We start from the raw sequence: 26585 nt of genomic DNA on the forward strand, positions 1-26585 counted from the left end.
GCACCGGACGAAGCGTTCGTCGGGTGGCAGGTGCAGAGTGGGCTGAACGTTTAGGAGAAGTGGTTGCCGGCGACGAAATGGTAGGGAGCCCCCCTTCCCCTGTAAACGCGAGGCCACGTATTTCGGACCCGTCCTAACCGGCCCGCCGCGCCGGGCCAGAGCCCGTGCCTGGCGGGCCGCGCCTCACAGGCGGCGCTCCCAGGCGCGGGCCTGCTCCTGCCTGACCGCCTCGACGAAACTCGCCGGCAGGAGGGTACGGAACGGGCCGTCGGCGGCTTCGACCAGCGCAACCATGCTGGCGATCATTTCCTCGGGATCGTGCTGTTCGAAGGGAAATCTCACGCCGCGGTAGTCGGTGAAATGCCGCCGCGGGTCGTACCAGCGCTTCCAGGTCTCCATCATGCGGTCGTTGAAGCCGGTCTGGTACGGGCCGGGGTTGATCGTTCCGACCTGGATGCCGAACGGCTTCAGTTCCGCATGCAGGGCTTCGGCGAAGGCCTCCAGGGCATGCTTGGAGGCGCAGTAGGCGCCTGTGTAGGGTCCGGTGAGCAGGCCGGCGATGGAAGAGACGAAGAGCACCCGGCCGCGACGCTTCTGCTCGACCATGCGGCGTACGACACCCTGGGTCAGCGCCAGGCTGGCGAACACGTTGGTCTCGAACAGCGCGCGCACCAGCTCCAGCGGAATCTCCGCGCTGGCCCCGGCCTCGGCGCTGCCGGCGTTGTTCAAGAGAACGTCGACATCCCACTCCCAGGCGCGCTCGCGATCGGCGCCGTCGGTAATGTCGAGGACCTCCACCCGCAGCGTGCCGCCACGCCGCCCGGCCTCCTCGCGCAGGTCGCCGGCCTGGCCGGCGCTGCGCACCCCGGCGATCACCCGATGGCCGCGTTCGGCCAGGCGTAACGCCACTTCGCGACCGAAACCGCTGCCGGCCCCGGTCACCAGGATTCGCTTGTGAGTCATCGTGCTTGCCTCTGGATTGCCGCCGTGGCCACCGCGGCCTCGGCGATGGATTGATCCTGCGCGGCGCTGCCGCCGGAGACGCCGAGGCCGCCCAGGCAGGCGCCCGGCGCGCCGGCGATCGGCATGCCACCGGCGAAGCAGGCCAGCCCGCCGTTGCTCTGTTCGATGCTCCACAGCGGCTGGCCAGGGCCGGCGAGGCGCCCGAGCTCGCCGCTGGGCAGACGGAACAGCGCGGCGCTGCGCGCCTTGCGCTGGGCCAGGTCGATGGCGCCGGGCACGCTGTCGTCCATGCGCGCGAACGCCAGCAGGTTGGCATGGGCGTCGACCACCGCGACGCAGACCGCCTGGCCCTGCCGGCGAGCCTCGGCGATGGCCGCCGCGATGCAGCGTTCGGCCTGTTGCAGTGACAGGTGGGTAGGCATGGCCCGCGTCCTCGTTGGTGGTTGCGAGCCAGTCTAGAAAGGACGAAGCTTTAACAGAACCAGGCCTCTCCTACGTAGACTTTCAAGTTTTTCTAACGATGAATCGACGCGACCCTCTCGCCGGCCTGCACGTCTTCAGGCAGGTCGCCGACACCGGCAGCTTCACCCGCGCCGCCGCCCTGCTCGGGGTGACCCCGGCGGCGGTGAGCCAGGCGATCAACCAGCTGGAAGCCGAGCTGCGCCTGAAGCTGTTCCACCGCACCACCCGCGGGGTCAGCCTGAGCGAGGCCGGGCAGCGCTACCACGAGCAGACCGAGCAGCCCTATCGTGACCTGCTGCGTGCCCGCGAGGCGCTCGGCGAAAGCCTCGAGGAACCCTCCGGACACCTGCGCATCAGCGCCCTGCACCTGGCGAAGCACCTGCTGACCGCGCCGCTGCTCGGCGCGTTCGTGCAGCGTTATCCGAAGGTGCAACTGGAGATCCGCTACGAGGACCAACTGGTGGATATCGTCAGGGAGCAGCTCGACGCCGGTATCCGCCTGGCCGACGCACTGCAGCCGGGCATGGTCGGGGTGCAACTGACCCCACCGCTGGCCTGCCTGCTGGTGGCCACCCCGGCGTACCTGGCCGAGCGCGGCACGCCGGCCGCGCTCGACGGACTCGACGGGCATGTCGCGGTGCGCTTCCGCTTCCCGCGCAGCGGCCGCCTGCACAAATGGCGCCTGCGCGAGGGCGCGCGGGAAGTCGAGGCCGACCTGCCGGCGCGCTTCGTCAGTACCGATACCGAGGCGATCATCGAGGCGGCCCGCGCCGGCGCCGGGATCGCCCAGGTCTTCATCCGCGAACGGGTCGCCGCGGACCTCGCCGCCGGGCGCCTGGTGGAAGTGCTCCCGGGCAGTTGCCTGCCGCTGCCGCCGATGTGGCTGTACTACCTGAACCGCCGCCACGTGCCGGCCAAGCTTCGCGCACTCATCGAGCTGCTGCGCGAATGGCGACAGCCGGCCTGAACCTCAGCGGCGCTTGCCGGCCGGCGTCGGCCGGCCCAGCAGGAGGTCGTCCGGTCCGTTGATCTCGATGAAGCGCCCGGCTTCCAGCGCTTCCTCCAGCGGCGTGCCGGCGAGCACGTCGGCCTTGCGCAGGGCGCTGGAGAAACGCAGGTCGGCGCTGGCCTCGACCTTCGCCAACGGCACCTGGTAGGTCTTGAACGCGCCGTAGCGGAAGCCTTCGCCGGGCATCATCCCTTCCTGCCCGAGCAGGTAGGCGGAGACCCCCAGTTCGCCGCTGTCGGCATCGATCATCGCCACCACCTTCCAGAACTCCAGCGGCACCTGCACGCCCTGGAAGAGCGGATCGTCCTCGCGGAACACCGGGCCGGTGAATACCGAGATGCGGAAGCCCTCGCTCCTGGCGTTCTGCAAAACGTAGTCCTCCAGCGACAGCCAGCTGCGCTGGTTGAGCTGCGCCACCTGCGGCACCGCGTTGGTGTAGACGAAGGTGTCGTCCTCGGCCTGCCGGGCGACGGCGTCGCTGTCGCCCCAGCCGGGATCCTCGCGACGCACCATGTGACCCTTGTCGAACGAGGCCGGGCCGTAGAAGTCCTTGTGTCCGACCTGGGCGGCCGCCTCGATGCGCGGGTCGAAGCCCCAGGAATCCTTGCGCTTGAGCGAACGCTTGAGCGCGCCGTCGATATTCACCGCGGTGAGGATCGGCAAGCGCCGGCTGGCGCTCATCACCACCGAGAAATGCAGGTAGTCCAGGCGCGTGCCCTTGCCCACCGGCAGTACCTGGTGGCTCTTGCCCGGCTTGGGCAAGGCCGCCTTCGGCCCGAGGAAGGCCTCGTCGAAGCCCTTGCGCCCGGCCAGGTCGGCGACGCTGCGCTTCTTCTCCTGGAAGCGCGGCGCACCGCGCTTCAGTTCCGCCTCGCCCACCGGCACCCAGGCGCGCCGCGCCAGCAGGCTGCGGATCACGCTGGCCTTCACCGCGTAGTTGGTCTTGCGGAACTGGCCGCCGAAGTGCAGGCCGACCACCTCGCCGCCGTCGATCGAGAGCACCGCCGAACCGGAGTTGCCGCCCAGGGTCGAGCAATCGTGGGTCAGGTACCAGGCATCCCCGGGCAATCCCACGACTTCGCCGGGCGCGAAGCGCTTGACGTCATAGATGTTGCCGAAGATGTCTTCCATCGCCCCGGCGTCGTTGCGGCTGTCGCGCGCCGGGTAGCCGACCACCGCCACCGCCTGGCGCGGCTCGGCGTCCCGGCGGGCGAGGCTCAGCGGCGGCGGCAGCAGGTCGCCCTTCACCACCTGGAGAATCGCCATGTCCGGCGCCTCGGAGACGTCCGGGGCAATCCACAGGACCCGCGCGATCACATGCTCGTCGCTCTCCGGCTGGCGATACTCCTCGCGGAAGTCCACGCGGGTGCGCACCTGCTTGCCGGCCTGGTTGAGACGGAAACGGAACAGGTTGCCCTGGCGCTCGGCGAACAGACTGGCGACGTGGCGGTTGGTGACGATCAGGTCGTCCTCGATGCGCCAGCCGGTGCCACACCAGTCCATGCTGTCGTGGTCGATCAGTTCCAGGCGGCCGACCGAGCGGATCGGCGTGGCCAGCGCGGCGCGGTGCCGCTTCAGACGCTGTTCCAGGCCGGCCAGCGGCGCTTCGTCGAAAATGCCGTTCTTCACCAGCAGCACCGGCCGGCTCTTGAGCAGGACGATCGCCTCGCTGAAGCGCCGCGAGTCGAAGAACGAGGCGTCCGACTCGGGCGAAAGACTTTTGCCCAGGTGCTCGGCGATCTGCCCACGGCTGGCGTTGTAGGCCGGCACGTTGCTCCACTCGCCCCGGGCGGCGAGTTCGGCGAGCTCCTCGCGGGTGTCCTTTTCCTTCAGTACCGAGCAGACCCGCAGTTCTTCCGGCGTGGCCCGCCGGGCGTCGCGCTTGCGCATGGCCATGTCCCCTCGCTGGGCGGATATCCCTGCCAGCAGTCTAGACAAGGCTCATGACAGGGCCATGTCCCGCTGGCGGCTCGCCGCTCAACCGGCGAACAGCCGGTAGGCCGGGTTGTGGGTTTCCTCCCAGTACGGATAGCCGATCGCCTGCAGCGCCGCCTCCAGCTCGCCGCGCTCCTCGTCCGGCACCTGCAGGCCGGCCAGCACCCGGCCATCGGCGGCGCCGTGGTTGCGATAGTGGAACAGGCTGATGTTCCAGCGCGAACCGAGCTTGTCGAGAAAATTCAGCAGGGCACCCGGACGCTCGGGAAACTCGAAGCGGAACAGCCGTTCCCGACCCACCTCGGTGCCATGCCCGCCGACCATGTGGCGGATGTGCAGCTTGGCCATCTCGTTGTCGGTCAGGTCGAGCACCGGGAAGCCTTGCTCGCGCAGGCCGGCGAGCAGCTCGGCGCGGCTGTCGGTGAGCGGATGGGTCTGCACGCCGACGAACAGGTGGGCCTGGCGGTCGCTGTGGTAGCGGTAGTTGAACTCGGTGATCTGGCGCCGCCCCAGCGCCGCGCAGAAGGCCTTGAAGCTGCCCGGCCGCTCGGCCACGGTGACGGCGATGATCGCTTCGCGCTGTTCGCCCAGTTCGGCACGCTCGGCGACGTGGCGCAGGCGGTCGAAGTTGATGTTGGCACCGGAGTCGATGGCCACCAGGGTCTGCCCCTCGGCGCGTTCGCGGGCCACGTACTTCTTGATCCCCGCTACGGCCAGGGCGCCGGCCGGTTCGGTGATCGAACGGGTGTCGTCGTAGATGTCCTTGATCGCCGCGCAGATTTCGTCGCTGCCGACGCTGATCACTTCGTCGACGTGGTCCTTGCAGACCTCGAAGTTGCAAGCGCCGATCTGCGCCACCGCCACCCCGTCGGCGAACAGCCCGACCTGGCCCAGCACTACCCGCTCGCCGGCGGCCAGCGCCGCCTGCAGGCAGTTGGAATCCTCCGGCTCGACGCCGATCACGCGGATCTCCGGACGCAGGTGCTTGACGTAGGCGGCGATCCCGGCGATCAGGCTGCCGCCGCCGACCGGCACGAAGATCGCATCGAGGCGGCCGCTGTGCTGGCGGAGGATCTCCATCGCCACCGTCCCCTGCCCGGCGATCACGTCCGGATCGTCGTAGGGTGGGACGAAAGTCATGCCTTCGCGCTCGGCCAGTTGCAGGGCATGGGCCAGCGCCTCGGGGAAGGCATCGCCGTGCAGCAGCGCCTCGCCGCCGCGCGCCAGCACGCCCCTGACCTTGAGTTCGGGCGTGGTGCGCGGCATCACGATCACCGCCCGCACGCCCAGGCGCTGCGCCGCCAGGGCCAGGCCCTGGGCATGGTTGCCGGCGGAGGCGGTGATCACCCCACGGGCCTTCTGCTCGTCGCTCAGGCGCGCGACACGGGTATAGGCGCCGCGGATCTTGAAGGAGAACACCGGCTGCAGATCCTCGCGCTTGAGCAGCACGCGGTTGCCCAGGCGCTGGGACAACTGCGGCGCGTGCTGCAAGGGGGTTTCCACGGCGACGTCGTACACCGGCGCGGCAAGGATGCTTTCCACGTAACCGGCCAGCAGGGGTTTGCCTGCGCTGAGGGTAGAGGCGCTCATCGGCAGGCCTCCGCGCTCGCCGCCACCGAGGCCAGCAGGTCGGTGCCGTAGGAGTTGTCGACCGCGCAGCGCCAGCGGCCATCGGCCTCCTGGCGGAACACGTAGGTGGCCCGACGTTGCAGGCGGCCGGCCTTCGACTCGATCACCGCCTCGGCCATGACCAGCGCCGTAGCTCCCGCCTCGATCACCCGCAGGTCGTGCTGGCGCACTCGCAGGCTGTGCTCGAAATGCCGGGCGATGGCGTCGAACGCCTGGCGGATCTGCGCCTTGCCGCAGGCGTTGAGGCCCGGCTTGACCACCAGGGTGGCGTCGTCGCAGTAGAAATCCATCAGGGCGTCGAACTGCCCGGCGTTGATCAGGGCGTCGGCCCGGCCAACGAGGTTGTGAAGGGTCTGGTGCTGCATGCTGTTCTCCCGGTTCGGTGGTTTTGGCCCAGGAGACAGAACGAAGAACCCGCCTCGAGGGCGGGTTCGGAGTGGACGCTGGCTAACCCGCCATAGCTGGAATGGCGGTAATAATGCTGCGGCGGGTAGGCAGGATGGCGAAGGTCATGGAAACCGAAACTACGGGGGCGCCCCGGGGCTGTCAAGGCCGGACCGGCACGGCGGCGAAAAAAAGCCCCTGCGCGATGGCAGGGGCTTTCGTTGAGCGAGCGCCGCCGGTCAGCGGGTCAGCAATACCTTCTGCGGCTGCGAGCCGCTCACCGTGACCAGCTTGGTGACGGTGCCGCCCTCGGTGATGGTCTTGCCATCGCTCTGGGCGCTCCAGGTCAGTTCGCTGGAGATGTAGTAGGTGCCGTTGGGGATGTGGTCGAAGTCGAAGCGGCCGTTCTGGTCGGTGGTCGCCTCGCGCACATAGGTGGCGCGGCGCGGGTCGAGCACCGGCGGCTGCACATCGGGATCGCGCTTGGCGGCATCGAGGTTGCCGAACTTCGCGTAGTAGGCCTTCATGTAGCTGGTCGCCGGCTCCAGGGTGACCTTGGTGTTGGTCCCCTTCTGGATCGCGCCTGAGGCGCTGGTCAGGTACAGGTCGCCGTTGATCACGCCCTCGCCCACCTGCTGGGTCGCCGCGTATTCATGTTCCGGGAAATCCGGCAGGTCGTTGGGGTTGGAGGCGCAGGCCGCCAGGGCCGCGGTCATGGCCAGGAGGCCGAGGTTCTTCTTGATCGAAAGCATGGGCAATTCCTTTTTCAAGCGAAGGTAACGATTCCGTTGTGCGACACCCTCGGCGCGCTCAGGAGCGGCGGCCGAGAAGGAAGCCGGCGAGCAGGCCCACCGCGGTGGTGATGGCCACGGTCTGCCAGGGATTGGCGCCGATGTAGCTCTCCGTCGCGTCCACCGCGTGGCGTCCGCGTTCGGCGACGGCGCTGCCGCCCTTGCCGAGGGCGTCATTGGCCTTCTCCAGCAGCGCGCCGATCCGCGCCCGCGCGCTGTCTGCCTTGTCGCCGGCGAAGGCGGCGCTGTCGGCGAGCATGCTGTTGGCTTCGGAGAGCAGTTCCTGCAGCTCGCTGTAGCTCTGGTGCTGGATCTGCTCGAGGTTGTCTTTCATTGCGTTCTTGCGTGCCATCTGAAAAGGCTCCCTGAAAAAATGACGTGCATAGGAGTTGATTGGCGGCGCAATGAAAAAGTTCAGCGCGTTCCTCCATGGATTCCGGCGCCCGCGCGGAAGGCGCCGGAATCCGTGGCCGCAGGCTCAGAAGGCGTAGACCGCCGAGAGGATCGCCGAGCGGCCGTCGCCGTATTCGATGGCGGAAGAGCGTGTCTGGTTGCCGGTGACCTGGCGTACCCGCTCGACGTAGGCCTTGTCGAACAGGTTGTCGAGGTTGAGCTGCAGCTTCAGGTCACGGGTCGCCTGGTAGCCGAGCATCAGGCTGTGGACCCAGTAGGCATCCAGCTTGGCGGTGCTCGCCGAGGTGACGTTGCGCTGGCTGACGTAGCGCGCGCCATAGCCCAGGGTCAGCCCTTCCGGCAGTTCGTAGGTGCTCCACAGGCTCAGCGAGCGCGGCGGCGTGTTGGCCAGCGCCTGGCCTTCCCGCTCGGGATATCTCACCGATTTCAGCACCTCGCTGTCGAGGAAGGTGTAGCTGGCGAACAGGTCCCAGCGCTCGCTCAACTTGCCCTTGGCGCTCAGCTCCAGCCCGCGCACGCGCTGCTCGCCGGACATCACGTAGGTGCCGTCGAGCAGGCTTTCACGGGCGTTCTCCTTCTTCACCTGGAACAGCGCCGCATCCAGTTCCAGGCGGCGTTCGAGGAACTCCCACTTGGTGCCCAGTTCGTAGGTGCTGTTCTTCTCCGGCGCCAGGTCTCCGGTGGCCTGGCTCACCCCGGAGCCGGTGCTGACCAGGTATTCCGCCGAGGGGTTGAAGGAAGTGCCGTAGGAAAGGTAGATCCGGCCGTTCTCCCGCGGCTTGAACACCAGCCCGGCGCGGCCGCTGAGCTTGCCGTCGGAACTGTCGGCGCGCACTTCCGGCTTGCCGGCCGGCCTGCTCCTCGACTTGCCGTCGATCCAGTCGTAGCGCAGGCCCAGGCTCAGGTCCCAGCGCGGGTGCAGGGCGATGGTATCGAAGGCGTAGAGGCCCCTGGTCTCCAGCTCGGTGCGGTTGCGTCCGCTGTCGCGCTTGTCGGTGGGGCCGGACCAGTGGCCCGGCGGATTGTGCAGGTCGAAGCCGTCCGCCGGGTAGAACTTGCCGATGTTGTAGGAATAGGTAGTGCGATCGTAGGTCTCGCGGGTCAGTTCCAGGCCGCCGACCAGGGTGTGCCCCAGGCCGAAGGTGTCGAAGCGGGCGGTGAGGTTGCTCTGGTTGGTCCACATCCGGTTGCGCGAATCACGTCCGTAGGCCTGCGGTCCGGCCGGCAGGTAGCGGCCCGGCGGCAGGCCCTTCTGGTTGACATGGGAGGCGGAGATCACCGTATCCCTCCGCAGGTGCGAGTAGCGGGTGAGGTTCTGCAACTGGAGTGCGTCGCTGAAATCGTGCTCGAACTTCAGCGTGGCGACATCGCTGTCGATCCGTTCCTTGTCCAGGTTGCGCCAGCCGAAATAGGCGTGGCGACCGACGCCGTCCAGCTTGCGGCCGTCCAGCGCCGGCACGCCATAGTCGGGAAGGTTGTCGTCGCGCTGGTGGAAATAGCTCAGGGTCAGGCGCGTCGGCGTATCCAGGCCGAAGGTCAGGGACGGCGCGAGGCCCCAGCGTTCCTTGTCGATCTCGTCGCGCCCGGCGACGTCGTTGTGATGGGCCATGAGATTCAGGCGCAAGGCGGTCGACTCGCCGAGTCCCTCCAGCGGCTGGTTGGCATCCAGGGTCAGGCGCCGGTAGCGGTCCGTGCCCAGGCCGCCGCCGAGGTGGGTGAAGGCTTCGCCCCTGGGCTGCTTGCTGACCATGTTGATGCTGCCGCCAGTGGTGCCGGCGCCACCGAACACCGAGTTCGGCCCCTTGATCACTTCCACCGCCTCCAGGTTGAACAGGTCGCTGCGGCTGGTCTGGGCGCTGTCGCGCAGGCCGTCCACCTGCATGTTGGCGTTGGCGCCGAAGCCACGGATGTTGATGCTGTCGCCGGACCCGCCGCCGCCCTCGCCGGCGTTGAAGGTGATGCCGGAGACGTTGGACAGGACCTGGCGCAGGCTCAGGGCATTCTGTTCCTGGATCACCTTCTGCGGTACCACGGTGACGGTCTGCGGAGTGTCCAGCAAGGGCACCGCGTACTTCGCCGAGGCCGAGCGCACGACCCGCGACGAGTCGCGTTCGCCGGTGACGGTGTCCGAACCCAGCTCCAGGGGGTCGTCCTTGCGGGCCGCCTCTTCGGCCAGGGTCGGCGAGGAACAGGCGGCCATCAGCAGCATCAGTGGCGCCAGCGGGCGCCTGGGGGGCAATGGGGAGGGTTGCTTGCGACGATCCATGCGGTACTCCATCTAGCTATTGATAATCATTAGCATTTGATGGATGCGGGCAGTTCCACACAAGCCAGGGGGTTCCGAAAAAGCACCCGGAAAAATCCGAAGGCCGCCCCACTCCCGCATGCGCGAAGGGAATTGGCCGCCGTTCCGCAGAAGCGCCATGCCGCCCGTGGGGTGGACAAACCATCCGCCCATGCGCGCCGGGCTCGCCGCGGACCACCGGCGGATGACGCCCCGCGCATCCAGCCGGCCCTGCAGTCTGCCGGCGGCGCCATGGGCCTGCGCACGGGCAAAAAAAAGCCCCGCCAATCGACCGGCGGGGCTTTCCCTAAAGCGCGTTGCCTCAGGGCAGCGAGGCGACCAGGTGGGTGGCGGGCGCCACCTGGAAGTCGATGGACATCATCACGCTCAGCGCGGTGATGGCGACGATCGAGAAGGCGAACAGTTTGCGCGCCCAGAGCCGGTCGTCGGCGGTCCAGTAGCCGGTCAGGGCGATGGCCAGCCACCACAGGCTCACCGCCACCGCCACCAGCAGGTAGCCGTAGCCGGCGTAGCCACCCAGGCACAGGGCGAGGGTCGCCGCCATGAAGGCGAGGATGTAGAGCACGATGTGGATCTTGGTCACCGCGATGCCGCGCGCCACCGGCAGCACCGGGATGCCGGCCGCCTCGTAGTCCTTCAGGCGGAAGATGGCGATGGCGTACGAATGCGGCATCTGCCACAGGCAGAAGATCGCCAGCAGCGAGGCCGCGCCGGCGTCGAACTGCCCGGTCACCGCACAGTAGCCGACCACCGGCGGCATCGCCCCGGAAAGGCTGCCGACCAGCGTGCCGTACTGCGAGCGGCGCTTGAACCACAGGCTGTACAGGCCGACGTAGACGAAGTAGCCGAAGCCGGCCAGCGCGGTGGTCAGCGGGTTGGTCCGCCACCACAGCAGGCCGAAGCCGGCGACGCCGAGGACCAGGCCGTGGGCCAGGGCAGCCTTCAGGGAAATCTGCCCGGTCACGGTGACCCGTCCGCGGGTCCGCTCCATGTGCCGGTCGATGTCGCGGTCGATGCAATTGTTCAGCACGCACCCACTGGCGACCACCAGCGACAGGCCGATCACCGTGGCCAGCAACAGCATCGGCTCGACGCTGCCGCGGGCGGCGAGGAAGTATCCCCCCGCCACCGCGATCAGGTTGCCGAAGATGATTCCCGGCTTGGCCACCAGGAGATAGCGTTTCAGCTTCACGTCATGGCCCTCAGGGCATCGGCATCATCAGCATGTCGGCGCTGAAGATGATCCACAGCGAGAGACCGACCACCAGCAGGATGACGATCACCGTGAAGATGAACGCCATCACGTTCCAGCGCCCTTCCGACGACATGTTCATGTGCAGGAAGCAGATCAGGTGCACCACCACCTGCACCAGGCCGAGGACGACCATGGTGAGGATGGTCGCATGGCGCGAGAAGCCGCCGTCCATGACCATGTAGAACGGGATCGCGGTGAGGATCACCGAGAGCACGAAGCCGATCGCGTAGGAACCCAGGCTGCCGTGGCCGGCGCCGTGGTTGTCGTGTGCAGCGCTGCTCATTACAGGGCCCCCATCAGGTAGACGACGGTGAAGACGCAGATCCAGACGATGTCGAGGAAGTGCCAGAACAGGCTCAGGCACATCATCCGGGTGTTGTTCTGCGCGGTGAGGCCGCGGGTCCAGATCTGCGCCATCAGCACCAGCATCCACAGCAGGCCGGCGCTGACGTGCAGGCCGTGCATGCCGACCAGGGTGAAGAAAGACGACAGGAAGGCGCTGCGGCTCGGACCGAAGCCTTCGGCGATCAGGTGGTGGAACTCGTTGATCTCCATGCCGATGAACGCGGCGCCGAGCAGGAAGGTGACCCCGAGCCAGGCGATCGCCTGGCCCTTGCCGCCCTTGTGCGCGGACAGCATGGCCAGCCCGTAGGTGCAGCTGGAAACCAGCAGGATCGCGGTTTCCACCAGCACGTAGGGCAGCTCGAAGATGTCCTTGCCGCTGGGGCCGCCGGCGGTGTGGTGGACCAGCACCGCGTAGGTGGCGAAGACGCTGGCGAACAGCACGCAGTCGGTCATCAGGTAGAGCCAGAAACCGAATACGGTGTTGCCGCCGCTATCGTGTGCGTGATCGTGGTCGTGGCCCACTTCGTGGGCGTCGGCCAGATGCTTGTTCAATACTGCCGTCGACATGGTTCAGACCTGCTTGGCGAGTTGCTGGAAACGGGCGCTTTCGATCTTCTCGATCTCTTCGGGCTGGACGTAGTAGTCGACGTCCTGGTTGTAGCTGCGCACGATGAAGGAACCGATCATGCCGACGAAGCCGACCGCCATGAGCCACCAGATGTGCCAGATCGCGGCGAAGCCGAAGACGAAGGCGAACACGGCGATGGAGAAGCCCGCGGCGGTGTTCTTCGGCATGTGGATCGGCTGGTAGGCCGGCAGCTTGCGGTAGGCGGTGCCGGCCTTCTTCATGTCGTGGAAGGCGTCCACGTCCTGCACCTTCGGCAGTTCGGCGAAGTTGTAGAACGGCGGCGGCGAGGAAGTCGCCCATTCCAGGGTGCGGCCTTCCCACGGGTCGCCGCTGGCGTCGGCCAGTTGCTTGCGGTTGCGCACCGAGACGAACAGCTGGATCAACTGGCTGGCGATGCCGCAGAAGATCAGCACGGCGCCGAAGAACGCGACCACCAGGTACGGCTTCCACAGCGGGTTGTCGTAGTGGTTCAGGCGCCGGGTCATGCCCATGAAGCCGAGGATGTAGAGCGGCATGAAGGCCATGTAGAAGCCCACCAGCCAGCACCAGAAGGAACGCTTGCCCCACTTCTCGTCGAGGGTGAAGCCGAACGCTTTCGGGAACCAGAAGGCGAAGCCGGCCAGGTAGCCGAACACCGCGCCGCCGATGATGGTGTTGTGGAAGTGGGCGATCAGGAACAGGCTGTTGTGCAGCAGGAAGTCCGCGCCCGGGATGGCCAGCAGGACGCCGGTCATGCCGCCGATGGTGAAGGTCACCATGAAGCCCAGGGTCCACAGGATCGGCGTGCTGAAGCGCAGGCGGCCCTTGTAGATGGTGAACAGCCAGTTGAACAGCTTCACCCCGGTGGGGATCGAGATCAGCATGGTGGCCACGCCGAAGAAGCCGTTGACGTCACCGCCCGAGCCCATGGTGAAGAAGTGGTGCAGCCACACGGTGAAGCCGAGGAAGGTGATCGCGGCGCTGGCCCAGACCATCGACTTGTAGCCGAACATGCGCTTGCCGGCGAAGGTCGCGGTGACTTCGGAGAAGATGCCGAAGGCCGGCAGGATCAGGATGTACACCTCGGGATGGCCCCAGGCCCAGAAGAGGTTGATGTACATCATGGCGTTGCCGCCGAGCTCGTTGGTGAAGAAGTGCATGTCCAGGTAGCGGTCGAGCGACAGCAGGCCCAGCGCGGCGGTGAGGATCGGGAACGAGGCGACGATCAGGATGTTGGCGAAGGTGCAGGTCCAGGTGAAGATCGGCATCTGCATCAGCTTCATGCCCGGGGCGCGCATCTTGAACACGGTGACCAGGAAGTTGATCCCCGTGAGCAGCGTGCCCATCCCGGATATCTGTAGCGCCCAGATGTAGTAGTCCACCCCTACCCCGGGGCTATAGGCCAGCTCCGACAGCGGCGGATAGGCCACCCAGCCGGTACGGGCGAACTCGCCCAGGCCCAGCGACACGTTGACCAGCATGGCGCTGACCACCAGCAGCCAGAAGCTCAGCGAGTTGAGGAAGGGGAACGCCACGTCGCGCGCGCCGATCTGCAGCGGCACGGCCAGGTTCATCAGGCCGGTCATGAACGGCATGGCCATGAAGATGATCATGATCACGCCATGCGCGGTGAAGATCTGGTCGTAGTGCTCCGGCGGCAGGTAGCCGTGGTTGGCGCCTTCGGCCAGGGCCAGCTGGCCGCGCATCATGATCGCGTCGGCGAAGCCGCGGACCAGCATGACCAGGGCGACGACGATGTACATCACGCCGATCTTCTTGTGGTCGACCGAGGTCAGCCACTCGGTCCACAGGTAGGTCCACTTGCGGTAGTAGGTGATCGCGCCGACCACGCCGAGGCCCAGCAGGGCGACGACGGCCAGTGTGACCATGACGATGGGCTCGTGGTAAGGCACGGCCGAGAGTGTCAGTTTCCCGAACATCTGCGCTTACTCCTGGGTACTCGGTTGCATGTGCATGTCCTTCATGTCTTTCATGCCCTGCATGGCTTGCATGTCCATGTCCTGCATGTCGTGACCGGTCATGGCGGCTTCGTGCTCAGCCCCGGCGTGCTCGCCGTGCGCGGCACCCTTGGCGTCGCCGTGGTGCTCGTACTTGGTGAGGATGTGGCCGAACAGTTCCGGGCTGACCGAAGAGAAGTAGGTCGGCGGAACGTTCTCGCTCGGCTTGACCAGTTCCGGATAGGTGCCGATCGACAGGCTGGCCGGTGCCGCCCTGACCTTGGCGACCCAGTCCTGGAAGCCCTGCTCGGAGGTGGCGATGGCCTTGAAGCGCATGCCGGAGAAACCGCCGCCGCTGTAGTTCGCGGAGATACCGTCGAACACGCCTTCTTCGTTGGCGATCAGGTGCAGCTTGGTCATCATCCCGGCCATCGAGTAGATCTGGCTGCCCAGTTGCGGGATGAAGAACGAGTTCATCACCGAATCCGAGGTGATCTGGAAATTCACCGGGGTGTCTTTCGGGAAGGCGATCTCGTTGACCGTGGCGATGCCCTGTTCGGGGTAGATGAACAACCATTTCCAGTCCAGCGAAACGGCCTGGATGGTGACCGGCTTGACCTCGGAATCCAGCGGACGGTAAGGGTCGAGCTTGTGGGTGCTTTCCCAGGTGATCCAGCCGAGGATCGCGATGATCACGCAGGGCACCAGCCAGACCACCGCCTCGATGCGGTTGGAGTGGTGCCAGTCCGGCTTGTACTCGGCCTGGGTGTTCGAGGCGCGGTACTTCCAGGCGAACGCCAGGGTCATCACGATCACCGGGATGACCACGATCAGCATCAGCAGGGTCGCGGTAATGATCAGGGTGCGCTCGTCCATGCCCACCTGCCCTTTCGGGTTGAACAGGGTCATGTCGCAGCCGCCGAGCAGCAGCGCGGGCGCCAGGGAAAGCCATTTCAATGCGGCAAACGGGTTTGCTTTGGTCATCTTCCGGCCTTAATCGATGGAAGGAGCGAGTGGTCGCTCATGGATGTCTCCTTGCAAGGCGTATGGCGGAGACCGCTGGCATCAGCCAGTTCCAGACATGCAGTCGCCGCCGGGGTACGGAACGCACGCCGGCCGGACACGGGAAAAGGCAAGCGGAGACCTTCCCGATTCCAGTGGCGGAATCGTTCCACGCGCTGAGTCGTTCCTTGATGAACAGCGTTTACGAAGCTGTGCCGGAAGAGGCCAAGGGCGGCCAAGGCACGTGCATGCCTGGACGAGAAGGATTGCCCTTCCCGCCGGGGAATCAGGTCGCAGTTATCGGTCGGCTATTTGTTGTGCAACAGGCAAGGCAGGAACCCATTTATCGCGATGCGGAGCAGACACTCGCGCGACGCTCGTTGGACCGAAACTGAGCGTCAGTTATTACAATTCATTTCAGCTGGCGAGCCTATGACACATCTTGCAATAGACTTTCTCAAACATAGATAAAGTAGGGTTTTTTCCTGCCTGCGACAGGTTGTCGCAGGTCATACCCTAGCACACCGGTTGGATTACGCGAATATTCTTCGCCAGGCCGGGCAAAGCGCAAGGAAATCGCCCTCGCGCCATCATCATGACCCGAGAGTCAGCGTCTATCGATCCGCCACTGTACTCCTGCCGTTCGTCCAGATGCGCCGACTGTATCCGCCTCAGGATCGGCGGTAACGCGCAGGCGCCAGAGCAGCGCGGCGGCCAGCAGCGCGCTGGCTCCAGCCACCAGCATCGCCAGGCGGAAGCCCTCGGCCAGCGCCGCCGGCAGTTCGCCGTCGAGCCCCAGCAGGGAACCAGGCAAGCGATGGGCCGTGACCGCCTGGGTGGCGAGCCGTTGTGCATCGGCAATTCCCAGCCCCTCCAGCCGGTCGCTCAGGACGACGATCGCCCGTCCGCTCAGCAGCGCTCCCAGCAACGCGATGCCGACGGCCATGCCGGCCTGGCGCAGGGTATTCATGGTCGCCGAGGCCATCCCGGAACGCTCGCGGACCACGCTCGCCATGACCGCCAGACCGGTGCCGGGAACGGCCAGGCCCATGCCCAGGCCCAGCGCCACCAGCAACAGGCCGATCCAGGGATACGCCGTTCCCGTACCGCAAGCGGCCAGCGCCAGCATGGCCAGGCCGATCACCAGGTAGCCCAGCACCAGCAGGCGCTGCAGCGGTACGTGCCGCTGCAAGCGGCCGAACAGCATGGACAGTGCGCCCATGGCGAGGAACTGCGGCGCCAGGTAGAAGCCGGCCTGCTGCGCCGAGGCACCCTGCACCTGCTGAAAGAACAGGGAGAGGAAGAACAGGCTGGCGTAGCCGGAAAAACCGAGGACGAACGAGGCCAGGTTGCAGACGGCGAACCGTGCCTGGCGGAACAACCCCAGGGGCAGCAACGGTCGGGCGGTCCGCCGCTCGACGAAGAGGAAGCCAAGCAGGCCGACCCCGGCCAGGAGCAGCGCCGGCCAGGCCGTGGGAGACGACCAGCCGCTCTCCCCCGCGGCGATCAGGGCGTAGGTCAGTGCCCCCAGCCAGACCACGCTGAGCAGTTGCCCCAGGGGATCGAAGGCGGCGTGCTCGGGGTGCGCGGTTTCCTCAATGCCCCACAGGCCCAGGGCGAGCGCCAGCAGGCCGAGCGGCAGGTTGATCAGGAAGATGCTCTGCCAGCCGGCGTGCTCCACCAGCAGGCCGCCGAGCAGCGGACCGAGGATCAGCGACAGCGCGCTGAAGGAGGTCCAGCCGCCGATCACCTGGGCGCGCTGGCCGGGATCGTGGAAAGCCTGGGTGAGGATCGACAGCGCGCCGGGTATCAGCAGCGCCCCGGCGATGCCCTGGACCGCGCGGCCGAACAGCAGCAGCGGCAGCGAGGTGGCCAGCGCGCAGAGCAGCGAACCGAAGCTGAACAGGCCGACCCCGAGCAGCCAGGTGAGCTTGCGCCCGTAGCGGTCGCTCAGCGGCCCCGAGGACAGCATGAAGGCGCTCAGGCACAGCGCATAGGCGTCGACCACCCACTGCAGGCCGGCCAGGTCGGTATCCAGGGCGTGCTGCAGCGTCGGCAGGGCGAGGTTGACGATGCTGATGTCGAGCGAGGCGATGAAGGTTCCCAGGTAGATGGCGGCGACCAGGGCGACACGACGCGAAGGGTTCATGGAGTACTCCGATGAGAGGGCGCTGGCCCAGGAATAATCCATTGACCGACGGTCAGTCAATAAATATCGCGAAACATTCTCATCTTCCTGTCATGCCTCGTCTTCCCCTCCACGCTCTTTTACACTGCCGCCAACCCAACCACCGGACCCGCGCTCCATGCCCGACCGCCACGCCGACCAGCCTGCCCGCCAACCGCGCACCAAACCCGCGGAGGTTCGTCTCGAGGAACTGATGGCGGCGGCGCAGCAACTGTTCCTCGACAAGGGTGTGGACGCCACCACCATCAGCGACATCGTCGCTGCCGCGGGGGTCGCCAAGGGCACCTTCTATCACTACTTCCAGGCCAAGACCGACATCCTCCTGGCCCTGCGCGAGCGCTTCACCCAAGCCTTCCAGCAGCGCATCGCCAATGCCGTCGAGGCCTGTCCGGCGAACGACCATCCCGGCCGCCTGCGCGCCTGGACCGAGAGCGGCCTGGCCGGCTACCTGGAGGGCTACCGGCTGCACGATGTGGTCTACAGCGAGCACCATCACCACCAGCGTGGCAACCAGGAGCGCGACCGCGTGCTGGAGCAATTGGCGGAGCTACTGGAGAACGGCGCGGCGGCCGGCGCCTGGCCGCTGCGCAACCCACGGCTGAACGCCCTGCTGCTCTACTCCGGGCTGCATGGCGCCGCCGACGACGCCATCGCCGGCGGCCGCCTGGATACCCAGCCGCTGGCCGACGAACTCGCCGATGCCTTCCTGCGCCTGCTCGGCGCCAGCGACTGAGACGGGCTCAGCCGCGGAAGGTTTCCTGCAGGTGACGCCAGTACAGCCGCCCCTCGTCGTCACGGCGCAGCACTACGGTGGACAGGCGCTCGCTGCGACCCGCCGCGTCGGACTGGATTTCCCGATAGACCAGGGTCGCGCCAGCCGCGCCTGAAGCCAGCAGGCTCTCGCCGTCGATCTCGATGCGCAGCCCCGGACGGGTGCCGCCCTTGCCGCGGAACAGCTCGCCCAGCGCAGTCTTGTCCAGGACCGCGCCATGCGGCGTGACCATCGAGAAGTCCTCGGCGAAACGCGCCATCAGCGCATCCAGCGCATCGGCGGGGGCCTCGCCGGCCAGCCAGGCGCGGATCGCCACGTGGGCGTCGTGGATTTCCCGGCGATAGGGGCAGTTCATGGTGGTATCTCCTTTCAGGTCTGGACCAGGGCACGCCCCCCCGGCGGAGTCGATACGCCTCACCCACGGCAGGGTAACAGCGTGAGAGCGGCGGCGAACAGGAAGCAGTGCACGAAGGCCGCGGGGTCGGCGCGCGCCTGCAACAGGTTGAGCAACCCACCGAGCACGGCCATGCCCAGGCAGAACGCCAGTTGCCGGTTGATATTCCACAAGGCGCTGGCATGGCCCATGCGCGCCGCCGGGACGTCGAGCAAGGCCATGCTCTGCGCCGCGCTGCTGCACAGGCTGCCGCCGAAGCCCATGGCGGCGCCCTGCGCAGCTACCGCGGAGCGCACCAAGCCATGCTGGTGGCTGACAACGCCGCGGCCCTGCGCGCCTTCGCCCTCGACGGGCTGGGTATCGCCGTGCTGCCGGACTGGCTGGTGCGGGCCGACTTGCGCAGCGGCGCGCTGCAACGCCTGCTGGCGGACCACGGTTTTCCGCTACAGGGCGTGCATGCCGTCTATCCGCCGACCCGCCACCTGCCGTCGAAGGTCCACGCGTTCATCGACTTCCTCAAGGCTCGCCTGGGGCACCCGGTCGGCGGCTAGAAAACCGAGGCCGCCGCGGTTGCCCGCGGCGGCCTCGGCACAGGCGTGGCTCAGTTGCCCTGCGGCATCTCGCCGCGCGCCAGGCGCGCATTGATGTCACGGACCACGGCCGGCAGTTCGGCGATGGTCTCGATCAGGTAGTGCGGGCGCGCACCTTCGAACATCTGCTCGATGCGCGTGCGTTCGCGTTCCAGTTCCGCCGCCGGCAGCGCCTTGTACTGCTCGTAGGTGAGGCCCAGGGCATTGCCCGAGCAGGTCAGCGCCACCGTCCACATGCCGGCGCGACGCCCTTCGAGGATGCCCGGCCAGGTGTCGTCGACCTTCACGCAGGCCGCCACATCGTCGATCCCCAGGGCGATCACGTTGGCCAGCGCCTGGGCCGGCCAGGGCCGGCCGTTGGGCACCTCGTCGGTGGCCACCACGTGGTCGGCGACGTAGCCGTTGGTCTCGGCCAGGGCCACCACCTTCTCCATCACCACCGCCGGGTAGCCGGAACAGGAACCGATCTTCAGACCCATCCCGCGCAGTTCGGCGATCGCCTGCAGGGCGCCGGGGATCAGCGCCGAGTGTTCGGCGATCTTCTCGATCTGCAGCGGCATGAAGCGTTCGTAGATGGCCGTGACGTCGTCATCCGTGGGCAGGCGGCCGAAGGCGACGCGGTAGCGCTCGGCGATCGCCGGGATGTCGCAGAGGGTGCGGATATGGTCCCACTTGCCCATTCCCATCGGTCCGCGCGCCTCCTCCAGGCTGACCTGGACGCCGAACTCGGCGAAGGCCTCGACGAAGATCTGGGTCGGGGCGAACGAACCGAAATCGACCACGGTTCCCGCCCAGTCGAGGATGGCGGCCTGGAGGGTGGCTGGCTGGTTGTAATTCATTGTCGTGAACCCTTTTTCTGCTGGTTATCGTTCAGTTCAGATCTCGAGGACTTCCAGTTCGCGCAGCGCCTCGCCGATGGCGGCGACCGCCTGCTGCATCTCCGCGGCATCGACGTGGCCGATGCAGCCGACGCGAAAGGTTTCCACCTGGGTCAGCTTGCCCGGATAGAGGATGAAGCCCTTCTCCCGCACGCGCTGGTAGAAGTCGGCGAAGCGGTAGCGTGGATCGCGCGGCGCATGGAAGGTGACGATGATCGGCGCCTGGATCTGCGCCGGCAGGAAGCTGCGGAAACCGAGCCGGGCCATCTCGCCGAGCAGCGTTTCGCAGTTGCCCGCGTAGCGCCGCTGGCGCGCCGCCAGGCCGCCCTCCTCCTCGTACTGGCTGAGCGCCTCGTGCAAGGCGGCGACCACGTGGGTCGGCGGGGTGAAGCGCCACTGCCCGGTCTTGCGCATGTAGGCGTGCTGGTCCTGCAGGTCCATGGCCAGGGAATGGCAGTTGCCGGCGCTGGCTTCCAGAGCGGCGTTGCGGGCGAAGACGAAGCCCATCCCCGGGACACCCTCCAGGCACTTGCCGGAGGCGGCGATCAGGGCGTCGAACGGCACCTTCCGCGCATCGATCTCGATCGCCCCGAAGGAACTCATGGCATCGACGATCAGGCGCTTGCCGTGACGCTCGACGACCTTGGCGATGGCCTCCAGCGGATTGAGGATGCCGGTGCTGGTCTCGCAGTGGATCAACGCCACATGGCTGATCGCCGGATCGGCGGCGAGCAGGCGCTCGACGTCAGCGGCGGTGGTCGGCACGTTCTCTTCGGTCTCGAAGGTGCTGAAGGGGCGTTGCAGGACCTCGCAGATCTTCGCCAGGCGCTTGCCGTAGGCGCCATTGATCAGTACCAGGACCTTGCCGTCGCGCGGCACCAGGGTGCCGATCGCCGCTTCCACGGCGAAGGTGCCGCTGCCCTGCAGCGGAACGCAGGTGTGGCTGCCTTCGCCGCCGACGATCTTCAGCAGGCGCTGGCAGACGCTGGCGGTGAGTTCGTTGAAGTCGCTGTCCCAGGAGCCCCAGTCGACCATCATCGCCCGGCGGGTACGGTAGGAAGTGGTCAGCGGACCGGGGGTCAGCAGGATGGGTGCGCGTTCGGCAGTGCTCATGCTCATTTCCTCTGCGGGAATCGGCCAAAGAAACCGGATCGGGCTTCGCGGCCCGGGCGGTCGATCCGCGCCGGCGTTCCGGGGAAGCCTGGAGACATAAGGTGACGGCCGGGCTATTATCGTTCAAATTGTTTGTTCCGATGCCAGTCATAAGCCAGGCCGATACCTATGAACCTCTTCCAGCTCCGCGCCTTCGACGCCGTCGCCCGCGAAGGCAGCTTCACCCGCGCCGCCGCGCGGCTGTGCATCAGCCAGCCGGCAGTGACCGGGCACGTCAAGGCGCTCGAGGAGCATTACCAGGTCACCCTGTTCCGCCGCACCGCGCGACGCATCGAACTGACCGAGGAAGGCTCGCGGCTGGTGGCGATCACCCGCACCCTGTTCGCCCTGGAGGAGGAAGCCGAGGCCCTGCTCGACGCCAATCGACAGTTGGTCTCCGGGCGCCTCGAGGTCGCCGCCGACGGCCCACACCTGGTGATGCCGATGCTCGCCCGGCTGCGCGCGCAGTACCCGGGGATCACCGTCAACCTGCGCCTGGGCAATGCCCAGGAAACCCTCGCGGCGCTGCTCAGCGAACACGTCGACATCGCCGTGCTGACCGAAGTCGAGGCGCGTCCCGGACTGTTCCTGGAGGAGTTGGTGAATTCACGCATCTGCGCCCTGTTGCCGCGCCAGCATCCCTGGTGCGAACGCAGCGCAGGCATCCCGCTGGAAGAGCTCGACCAGCAGATCATGGTGCTGCGCGAGCCGGGTTCGATCACCCGTCGCACCTTCGACCGCGCCTGCGCCAGCCAGGGCGTGTGGCCGCGGGTGCTGCTGGAGCTGGACAGCCGGGAGGCGGTGACCGAGGCGGTGGCCGCCGAGCTGGGGATCGGCGTGGTGTCCTCGCTGGAACTCGGCAACGATCCCCGGGTACGGGCGGTGCCGCTGATCGGCCCGGACCTGACCAACCGCCACCTGATCGGCTGCCTGGAGAAACGCCGCAGCCTGCGGGTGATCAAGGCGTTCCTGGAACTGGCGGCGGGCTGAGCCGTCGCTTCGTCAGCTCCAGTGCCGCTCGCGGGTGCGGCGGTCTTCGCCGAAGCCGAACAGCGAGCCCAGCGAATACACGATCAGTTCGGCGATCCAGGCGATCAGCAGCGCGCCGCCCAGGCCCCAGGCGATCACCTCGGGCTTGAGCAGGACCTGGTAGCTGTAGCTGGCATAGGTTTCCATCAGCAGCTCATGGTTGGGCGCCCGCAGCATGTGCCAGGCCCGCGCGTACCAGGGACCCTGCATGGCCTGCCACTCGGCGTCGAGCATGCGCGCGCGGCGCATCAGGCGGTCGAGGTTGTCGCCGTCGCGCTGGAACACCGGGTCGCTGTTGCTGCGGTAGTGCCTGACCAGTTCCTCCAGGCTGCCGTTGAAGAACTGCCCGGCGGTCTGCTGGAAGCCCTGGATGTTCTGCGCGGCTTCCAGGCGGTGAGCATCGACGCGCTTGGCGTAGTCGTCGATGAAGCCGGGCACTTGCACCCCGAGCAGCAGGCCCAGGGTGAACAGCACCAGTCTCAGGTAACTGCGGAACATGCGCTCTCCTCGTTCGCGGCGGCGCTTCAGACCCGCCCCTTGGCCAACACCTCGCCACCCCACCAGAGGACCCATTCGCCGCTCTGCTGCAGGGTCCAGTTCTCGTTGTCGGTGAGCGGCTCGGTGGCGATCACCGTGACCACGTCGTCCGGCGTGGTTTCCGCATGGAAGTCCACGATCAGGTCGGCATCCTTCAGCCGCGCCGGGCCGAACGGCGCGCGACGGGTAATGTAGGCGAGTTTGCTGGAACAGAAGGTGAACAGCCAGTCGCCGTCGCTGATCAGCGCGTTGAACACGCCCTTCTTGCGATATTCGTCACAGGCCGAGATCAGCACCGGCAACAGCACCTCCACCGGCACCGGCTCGGGGAAAGCCCGGCGCACCCGGTTGAGCAGGTCGCAGAAGGCCGCCTCGCTGTCGGTCTCGCCGACCGGGCGGTAGAACCCCGGCTTGGGCTGGAAGTCGGCCAGTTGGCCATTGTGCGCGAAGGTCCAGTAGCGCCCGCCGAGTTCACGGATGAACGGATGGGTGTTGCTCAGCCCGACCTTGCCGACGTTGGCCTGGCGGATGTGCCCGATGACCGTCTCGCTCTTGATCGGGAAGCGCTGCACCAGTCGCGCCACCTCCGAGTCGACGCTCGCCAGCGGGTCCTGGAAAAGCCGCACGCCGCGTCCTTCGTAGAAGGCGATGCCCCAGCCGTCGCGGTGCGGGCCGGTGCCGCCGCCGCGCTGCATCAGGCCGGTGAAGCTGAAGACGATGTCCGTCGGGACGTTGGCGCTCATGCCCAATAGTTCACACATGGCTCAAACCTCCCTGAGCAAGGCTGTACGTAGTAGTTGTTCTTCCCGGCGCAGTCGCGCCTGCAACCCCGCGCGGCCGATCGGCAGGAAGCGGGTCAGGGCGCGCCAGAGCAGTCGCGGCAGGTCGCCGCGACGCCGGGGAATCAGGTGCAGATGCAGGTGCGCCACGTGCTGGTTGGCCGCCACGCCATCGTTGAGCAACAGGTTGATGCCCTCCACGCCGAAGCCGGCCCGGCGCAGCGCGCGGCCGGTACGCTCGGCGAGCGCCGGGAGGGCGTCGCGGGCGGCGGCGGAAAGATCGCTCAGGTGCGGGGCGTGCTCGCGGGCGACGATCAGCACGTGCGCCGGTCGCAGCGGAAAGATGTCCAGCAGGACGATGAAATGCTCGTCCTCGAAGAGTCTGTGCGCCGGCTCGCGGCCACCCGCTATGGCGCAGAACACGCAATCCATGGGAAATCCCGACATAGGCCTCGACTCATGCTGAACGCCTGCCGGGCGTAGCGCAAGAATGGATTTCGTCGCGAAAGGCTACAGCCGCGGCTCGATGCGCATGCGCCGGTCGCCGTGCTCGTCGGTGCGGGTGTCGACGTCCGGCATCAACTCGGGCTGCATCATCTGCCGCAGGGTCGGCTCGTCCTCGGCGTCCTGCGACGGGTGCCGGCGATTCTTCCAGGCCCGCTCCAGCGGCCAGCGGATGGCGGCGATCAGCAGGTACAGGCCGAAACCCAGCAGCGCCACCAGGGCCAGGTCGGAGACCGCGCGCCAGGCGTTGTTGCCGACCTTGAACACGACGTCCAGCGCGGTGATGGCGATGGCCGGGGCGTAGAGGTCGTTCTGCGGGTCCACCGGGGTCGGCGTGAACAGCAGGATGAAGACGATCAGCCGCAGGGGCTCGCGCAACCAGCGCCACATCCAGCCGGTCATCAGCCAGAACACCAGCATCAGGCCGAGTCCGGCGATGGCGTAGGCGCCCCAGGCGATCAGATAGTCTTGTTCATTCATGCGGCGTGCGTGGCGATAGCGGTGATGGGGGGCTTATGATAGCCGCTTTTGCGTGCCGACGCGCCTACCCGCCGATGGCGGGCGCCGCGCCGCCAGTTTTATTCAGATTTCCCGGCCTCGCGCATGGCCGGGCCGACGAGGATTCCCGATGCCCCATCCGCAGCCCCCCATCGCCCGCCGCGACGCCGGACGCGACCCCTACGCCTGGCTGGAGGAGCGCGACGCCCCGGAGGTGCTCGACTACCTGAAGGCCGAGAACGCCTACCTGGATGCCGAACTGGCCGACCAGGCCGCGCTGCGCGAGACCCTGTTCGAGGAGATCAGGGGACGCATCCGCGAGACCGACCTGTCGCTGCCCAGTCCCTGGGGGCCGTGGCTGTACTACCAGCGCACCACCGCCGGCGACGAATACCCGCGTCACTACCGCTGCCCGCGTCCGGCGGACGGCAGCCTGGCGGTCGACGAAAGCGCCGAGCAACTGTTGCTCGATCCCAACCTGTTGGCCGGCGACGGCTTCCTCTCCCTCGGCGCCTTCAGCATCAGCCCCGACCAGCGCCTGCTCGCCTACAGCCTGGACACCAGCGGCGACGAGATCTACCGCCTGTTCGTCAAGGATCTCGCCAGCGGCGCGGTGCAGGCCCTGCCCTTCGACGACTGCGACGGCAGCCTGACCTGGGCCAACGACAACCGCACGCTGTTCTTCGGCGAACTGGACGACACCCACCGTCCGCACAAGCTCTATCGCCACCGCCTCGGCGAGGCCGGCGCCGAACTGGTGTTCGAGGAAGGCGACGGACGCTTCTTCCTGCATTGCTACCGCTCCAGTTCGGAACGCCAGCTGATCCTCCTGCTCAACAGCAAGACCACCAGCGAGGCCTGGGTGCTCGACGCCGACCAGCCGCAGGGAGACTTCCGTTGCCTGGCGCCGCGCGAGGAAGGCCACGAGTACTACCCCGACCACGGTCGCCTCGACGGCCGGGGCCTGTGGCTGATCCGCAGCAACCAGGCGGGGATCAACTTCGCCCTCTACCAGGCCGAGGAGGCCCGTCCGACCCGCGAGCACTGGCAACTGCGCGTGGCCCACGACCCGCAGCGGACCCTGGAAGATGTCAGCCTGAACGCCGAGGCGGTGATCCTCGGCCTGCGCGACGGCGGCCTGCCGGTGATCGAGGTGCAACCGCAGGGCCTGCCGGCCTACCGCGTGCAGTTGCCGGACGCCGCCTACAGCCTCTACGTGCAGGACAGCCTGGAATTCGACAGCCCCTGCGTGCGCCTGCGCTACGAGGCGCTGAACCGTCCGGCGCAGATACGCCAGTTGAACCTCGCCGATGGCACGCAGAGCGTCCTCAAGCAGACCCCGGTGGAAGGCCCCTTCGACGCCGACGCCTACGCCAGCCGGCGCATCTGGGCCAGCAGCGGCGACGGCACGCAGGTGCCGGTCAGCCTGGTGGCGCGCAAGGAAGTCCTCGACGGCATCGCCGCCGGACGCCCCGCGCCGCTCTATCTCTATGGCTACGGCGCCTACGGACATAGCCTCGATCCCTGGTTCTCCCACGCCCGCCTGAGCCTGCTGGAGCGCGGCTTCGTCTTCGCCATCGCCCATGTCCGTGGCGGCGGCGAACTGGGCGAAGCCTGGTACCGCGCCGGCAAGCTGGAACACAAGCAGAACAGCTTCGACGACTTCATCGCCTGCGCCGAGCACCTGCTCGCCGAGGGCTACTGCCGTCCCGCGGGCCTCGCCATCAGCGGCGGCAGCGCCGGCGGGCTGCTGATCGGCGCGGTGCTCAACCAGCGTCCGCACCTGTTCGGCGCGGCCATCGCCGAGGTGCCGTTCGTCGACGTGCTGAACAGCATGCTCAATCCGGACCTGCCGCTGACCGTCACCGAGTACGACGAGTGGGGCAACCCGCAGGAGCCCGAGGTGCATGCGCGGATCGCCGCCTACGCGCCCTACGAGAACGTCAGCGCCCAGGACTACCCGCACCTGCTGGTGGTCGCCGGCTACAACGACAGCCGCGTGCAGTACTGGGAGGCCGCCAAGTGGGTGGCGAAGCTGCGGGCGACCAGGACCGACGCCAACCTGCTGCTGCTCAAGACCGATCTCGGCGCCGGCCACGGCGGCATGAGCGGCCGCTACCAGGGGCTGAAGGACGTGGCGCTGGAATACGCCTTCCTGCTCAAGGTTCTCGGCCTGGTATGACGACCGTGGGGGGCCGGCGGCGC

At 67.3% G+C, this 26585-nt stretch carries 25 protein-coding genes and 2 pseudogenes; 5 read left to right on the plus strand and 22 right to left on the minus strand.

The genetic code is table 11. From position 1 onward, the window contains the following. Positions 1 to 183 precede the first annotated feature (183 nt). On the minus strand, positions 184 to 963 hold the full coding sequence (locus B7D75_RS18505) for an SDR family oxidoreductase (protein WP_053817472.1): 780 nt from the start codon (positions 961 to 963) through the stop codon (positions 184 to 186). Continuing rightward, a complete protein-coding gene (locus B7D75_RS18510) occupies positions 960 to 1385 on the minus strand; it encodes a GlcG/HbpS family heme-binding protein (RefSeq protein WP_012076556.1) in 426 nt (141 codons plus the stop codon). Before B7D75_RS18510 ends, B7D75_RS18505 begins: the two co-directional genes overlap by 4 nt. A 98-nt stretch (positions 1386 to 1483) precedes the next feature. Between B7D75_RS18510 and B7D75_RS18515 the strand changes: the two genes are divergently transcribed. Continuing rightward, entirely contained in the window at positions 1484 to 2392 is a 909-nt protein-coding gene (locus B7D75_RS18515; protein ID WP_012076557.1) for a LysR family transcriptional regulator, read from the plus strand. Between the two features lie 3 nt (positions 2393 to 2395). Here the strand turns inward: B7D75_RS18515 and B7D75_RS18520 are convergent, their stop codons facing one another. The 12 genes from B7D75_RS18520 to B7D75_RS18580 form a co-directional block, all read right to left on the minus strand. Continuing rightward, on the minus strand, positions 2396 to 4324 hold the full coding sequence (locus B7D75_RS18520) for a DNA/RNA non-specific endonuclease (RefSeq protein WP_034080037.1): 1929 nt from the start codon (positions 4322 to 4324) through the stop codon (positions 2396 to 2398). Positions 4325 to 4411: 87 nt separating this feature from the next. Next, positions 4412 to 5959, minus strand: a complete 1548-nt coding sequence (ilvA, locus tag B7D75_RS18525; RefSeq protein WP_071537291.1) for a threonine ammonia-lyase, biosynthetic — start codon at positions 5957 to 5959, stop codon at positions 4412 to 4414. Next, positions 5956 to 6363: a YybH family protein gene (locus B7D75_RS18530; protein WP_012076559.1), complete on the minus strand. Its 408-nt coding sequence runs from the start codon at positions 6361 to 6363 to the stop codon at positions 5956 to 5958. Before B7D75_RS18530 ends, ilvA begins: the two co-directional genes overlap by 4 nt. 258 nt (positions 6364 to 6621) lie before the next feature. Beyond that, positions 6622 to 7134: a hypothetical protein gene (locus tag B7D75_RS18535; RefSeq protein WP_003123080.1), complete on the minus strand. Its 513-nt coding sequence runs from the start codon at positions 7132 to 7134 to the stop codon at positions 6622 to 6624. A 58-nt stretch (positions 7135 to 7192) separates the two neighbouring features. Continuing rightward, a complete protein-coding gene (locus tag B7D75_RS18540; protein ID WP_003150084.1) occupies positions 7193 to 7525 on the minus strand; it encodes a DUF883 family protein in 333 nt (110 codons plus the stop codon). A 126-nt stretch (positions 7526 to 7651) separates the two neighbouring features. Further along, the gene (locus B7D75_RS18545) at positions 7652 to 9853 is read right to left on the minus strand and encodes a TonB-dependent receptor (RefSeq protein ID WP_012076561.1); all 2202 of its coding nucleotides are present in this window, start codon (positions 9851 to 9853) and stop codon (positions 7652 to 7654) included. 340 nt (positions 9854 to 10193) lie between these two features. After that, a complete protein-coding gene (cyoE, locus tag B7D75_RS18550; protein ID WP_003150082.1) occupies positions 10194 to 11084 on the minus strand; it encodes a heme o synthase in 891 nt (296 codons plus the stop codon). 10 nt (positions 11085 to 11094) lie between these two features. Further along, positions 11095 to 11430: a cytochrome o ubiquinol oxidase subunit IV gene (gene cyoD / locus B7D75_RS18555; RefSeq protein ID WP_003109258.1), complete on the minus strand. Its 336-nt coding sequence runs from the start codon at positions 11428 to 11430 to the stop codon at positions 11095 to 11097. Next, positions 11430 to 12059, minus strand: coding sequence for a cytochrome o ubiquinol oxidase subunit III (gene cyoC, locus B7D75_RS18560; RefSeq protein ID WP_034079968.1), 630 nt, complete (start codon positions 12057 to 12059; stop codon positions 11430 to 11432). The genes cyoD and cyoC overlap by 1 nt, the downstream gene beginning before the upstream one ends. Before the next feature lie 3 nt (positions 12060 to 12062). Next, entirely contained in the window at positions 12063 to 14039 is a 1977-nt protein-coding gene (gene cyoB / locus B7D75_RS18565; protein WP_012076562.1) for a cytochrome o ubiquinol oxidase subunit I, read from the minus strand. Between the two features lie 6 nt (positions 14040 to 14045). Beyond that, positions 14046 to 15041, minus strand: coding sequence for a ubiquinol oxidase subunit II (gene cyoA / locus B7D75_RS18570; RefSeq protein WP_034079969.1), 996 nt, complete (start codon positions 15039 to 15041; stop codon positions 14046 to 14048). A gap of 625 nt (positions 15042 to 15666) precedes the next feature. Next, entirely contained in the window at positions 15667 to 17208 is a 1542-nt protein-coding gene (locus B7D75_RS18580; RefSeq protein WP_107114305.1) for an MFS transporter, read from the minus strand. 157 nt (positions 17209 to 17365) lie between these two features. Between B7D75_RS18580 and B7D75_RS18585 the strand changes: the two genes are divergently transcribed. After that, positions 17366 to 17980, plus strand: a complete 615-nt coding sequence (locus B7D75_RS18585) for a TetR/AcrR family transcriptional regulator (protein ID WP_107114306.1) — start codon at positions 17366 to 17368, stop codon at positions 17978 to 17980. 7 nt (positions 17981 to 17987) lie between these two features. Here the strand turns inward: B7D75_RS18585 and B7D75_RS18590 are convergent, their stop codons facing one another. Together B7D75_RS18590 and B7D75_RS18595 are read right to left on the minus strand one after the other, a co-directional pair. After that, positions 17988 to 18374, minus strand: coding sequence for a DUF4440 domain-containing protein (locus B7D75_RS18590; RefSeq protein ID WP_003150071.1), 387 nt, complete (start codon positions 18372 to 18374; stop codon positions 17988 to 17990). A 14-nt stretch (positions 18375 to 18388) separates the two neighbouring features. Then, a pseudogene (locus tag B7D75_RS18595) lies at positions 18389 to 18685 on the minus strand (MFS transporter); the annotation flags it as partial. Between B7D75_RS18595 and B7D75_RS18600 the strand changes: the two are divergent. Further along, positions 18671 to 18964: pseudogene (locus tag B7D75_RS18600) on the plus strand (LysR substrate-binding domain-containing protein); the annotation flags it as partial. The pseudogenes B7D75_RS18595 and B7D75_RS18600 overlap by 15 nt on opposite strands. Before the next feature lie 50 nt (positions 18965 to 19014). Here the strand turns inward: B7D75_RS18600 and phnX are convergent. Both phnX and phnW read right to left on the minus strand, forming a co-directional pair. After that, positions 19015 to 19842: a phosphonoacetaldehyde hydrolase gene (gene phnX, locus B7D75_RS18605; RefSeq protein ID WP_003150065.1), complete on the minus strand. Its 828-nt coding sequence runs from the start codon at positions 19840 to 19842 to the stop codon at positions 19015 to 19017. A gap of 36 nt (positions 19843 to 19878) precedes the next feature. After that, a complete protein-coding gene (phnW, locus tag B7D75_RS18610) occupies positions 19879 to 20994 on the minus strand; it encodes a 2-aminoethylphosphonate--pyruvate transaminase (protein ID WP_003150064.1) in 1116 nt (371 codons plus the stop codon). 168 nt (positions 20995 to 21162) lie between these two features. Here phnW and B7D75_RS18615 point away from each other — a divergent pair, with 168 nt between their 5' ends. After that, on the plus strand, positions 21163 to 22023 hold the full coding sequence (locus tag B7D75_RS18615) for a LysR substrate-binding domain-containing protein (RefSeq protein WP_053817476.1): 861 nt from the start codon (positions 21163 to 21165) through the stop codon (positions 22021 to 22023). Positions 22024 to 22035: 12 nt separating this feature from the next. Here the strand turns inward: B7D75_RS18615 and B7D75_RS18620 are convergent, their stop codons facing one another. From B7D75_RS18620 to B7D75_RS18635, 4 genes are all read right to left on the minus strand, one after another. Then, positions 22036 to 22560 (minus strand): DUF2937 family protein, encoded by a 525-nt coding sequence (locus B7D75_RS18620; RefSeq protein ID WP_043099997.1) that lies wholly within the window; start codon positions 22558 to 22560, stop codon positions 22036 to 22038. Positions 22561 to 22586: 26 nt separating this feature from the next. After that, entirely contained in the window at positions 22587 to 23360 is a 774-nt protein-coding gene (locus tag B7D75_RS18625) for a class II glutamine amidotransferase (RefSeq protein ID WP_003150059.1), read from the minus strand. A gap of 3 nt (positions 23361 to 23363) precedes the next feature. Next, a complete protein-coding gene (locus B7D75_RS18630; protein WP_023442806.1) occupies positions 23364 to 23825 on the minus strand; it encodes an HIT family protein in 462 nt (153 codons plus the stop codon). Between the two features lie 63 nt (positions 23826 to 23888). Beyond that, entirely contained in the window at positions 23889 to 24362 is a 474-nt protein-coding gene (locus tag B7D75_RS18635) for a hypothetical protein (protein WP_003086834.1), read from the minus strand. 148 nt (positions 24363 to 24510) lie between these two features. Between B7D75_RS18635 and B7D75_RS18640 the strand changes: the two genes are divergently transcribed. Beyond that, positions 24511 to 26562 carry a S9 family peptidase gene (locus B7D75_RS18640; protein WP_053814243.1) on the plus strand — a complete coding sequence of 684 codons (2052 nt, stop codon included), beginning with the start codon at positions 24511 to 24513 and terminating at the stop codon, positions 26560 to 26562. Positions 26563 to 26585: the final 23 nt, after the last annotated feature.

It is taken from the genome of Pseudomonas paraeruginosa (genome assembly GCF_003025345.2).
Taxonomy (GTDB): domain Bacteria; phylum Pseudomonadota; class Gammaproteobacteria; order Pseudomonadales; family Pseudomonadaceae; genus Pseudomonas; species Pseudomonas paraeruginosa.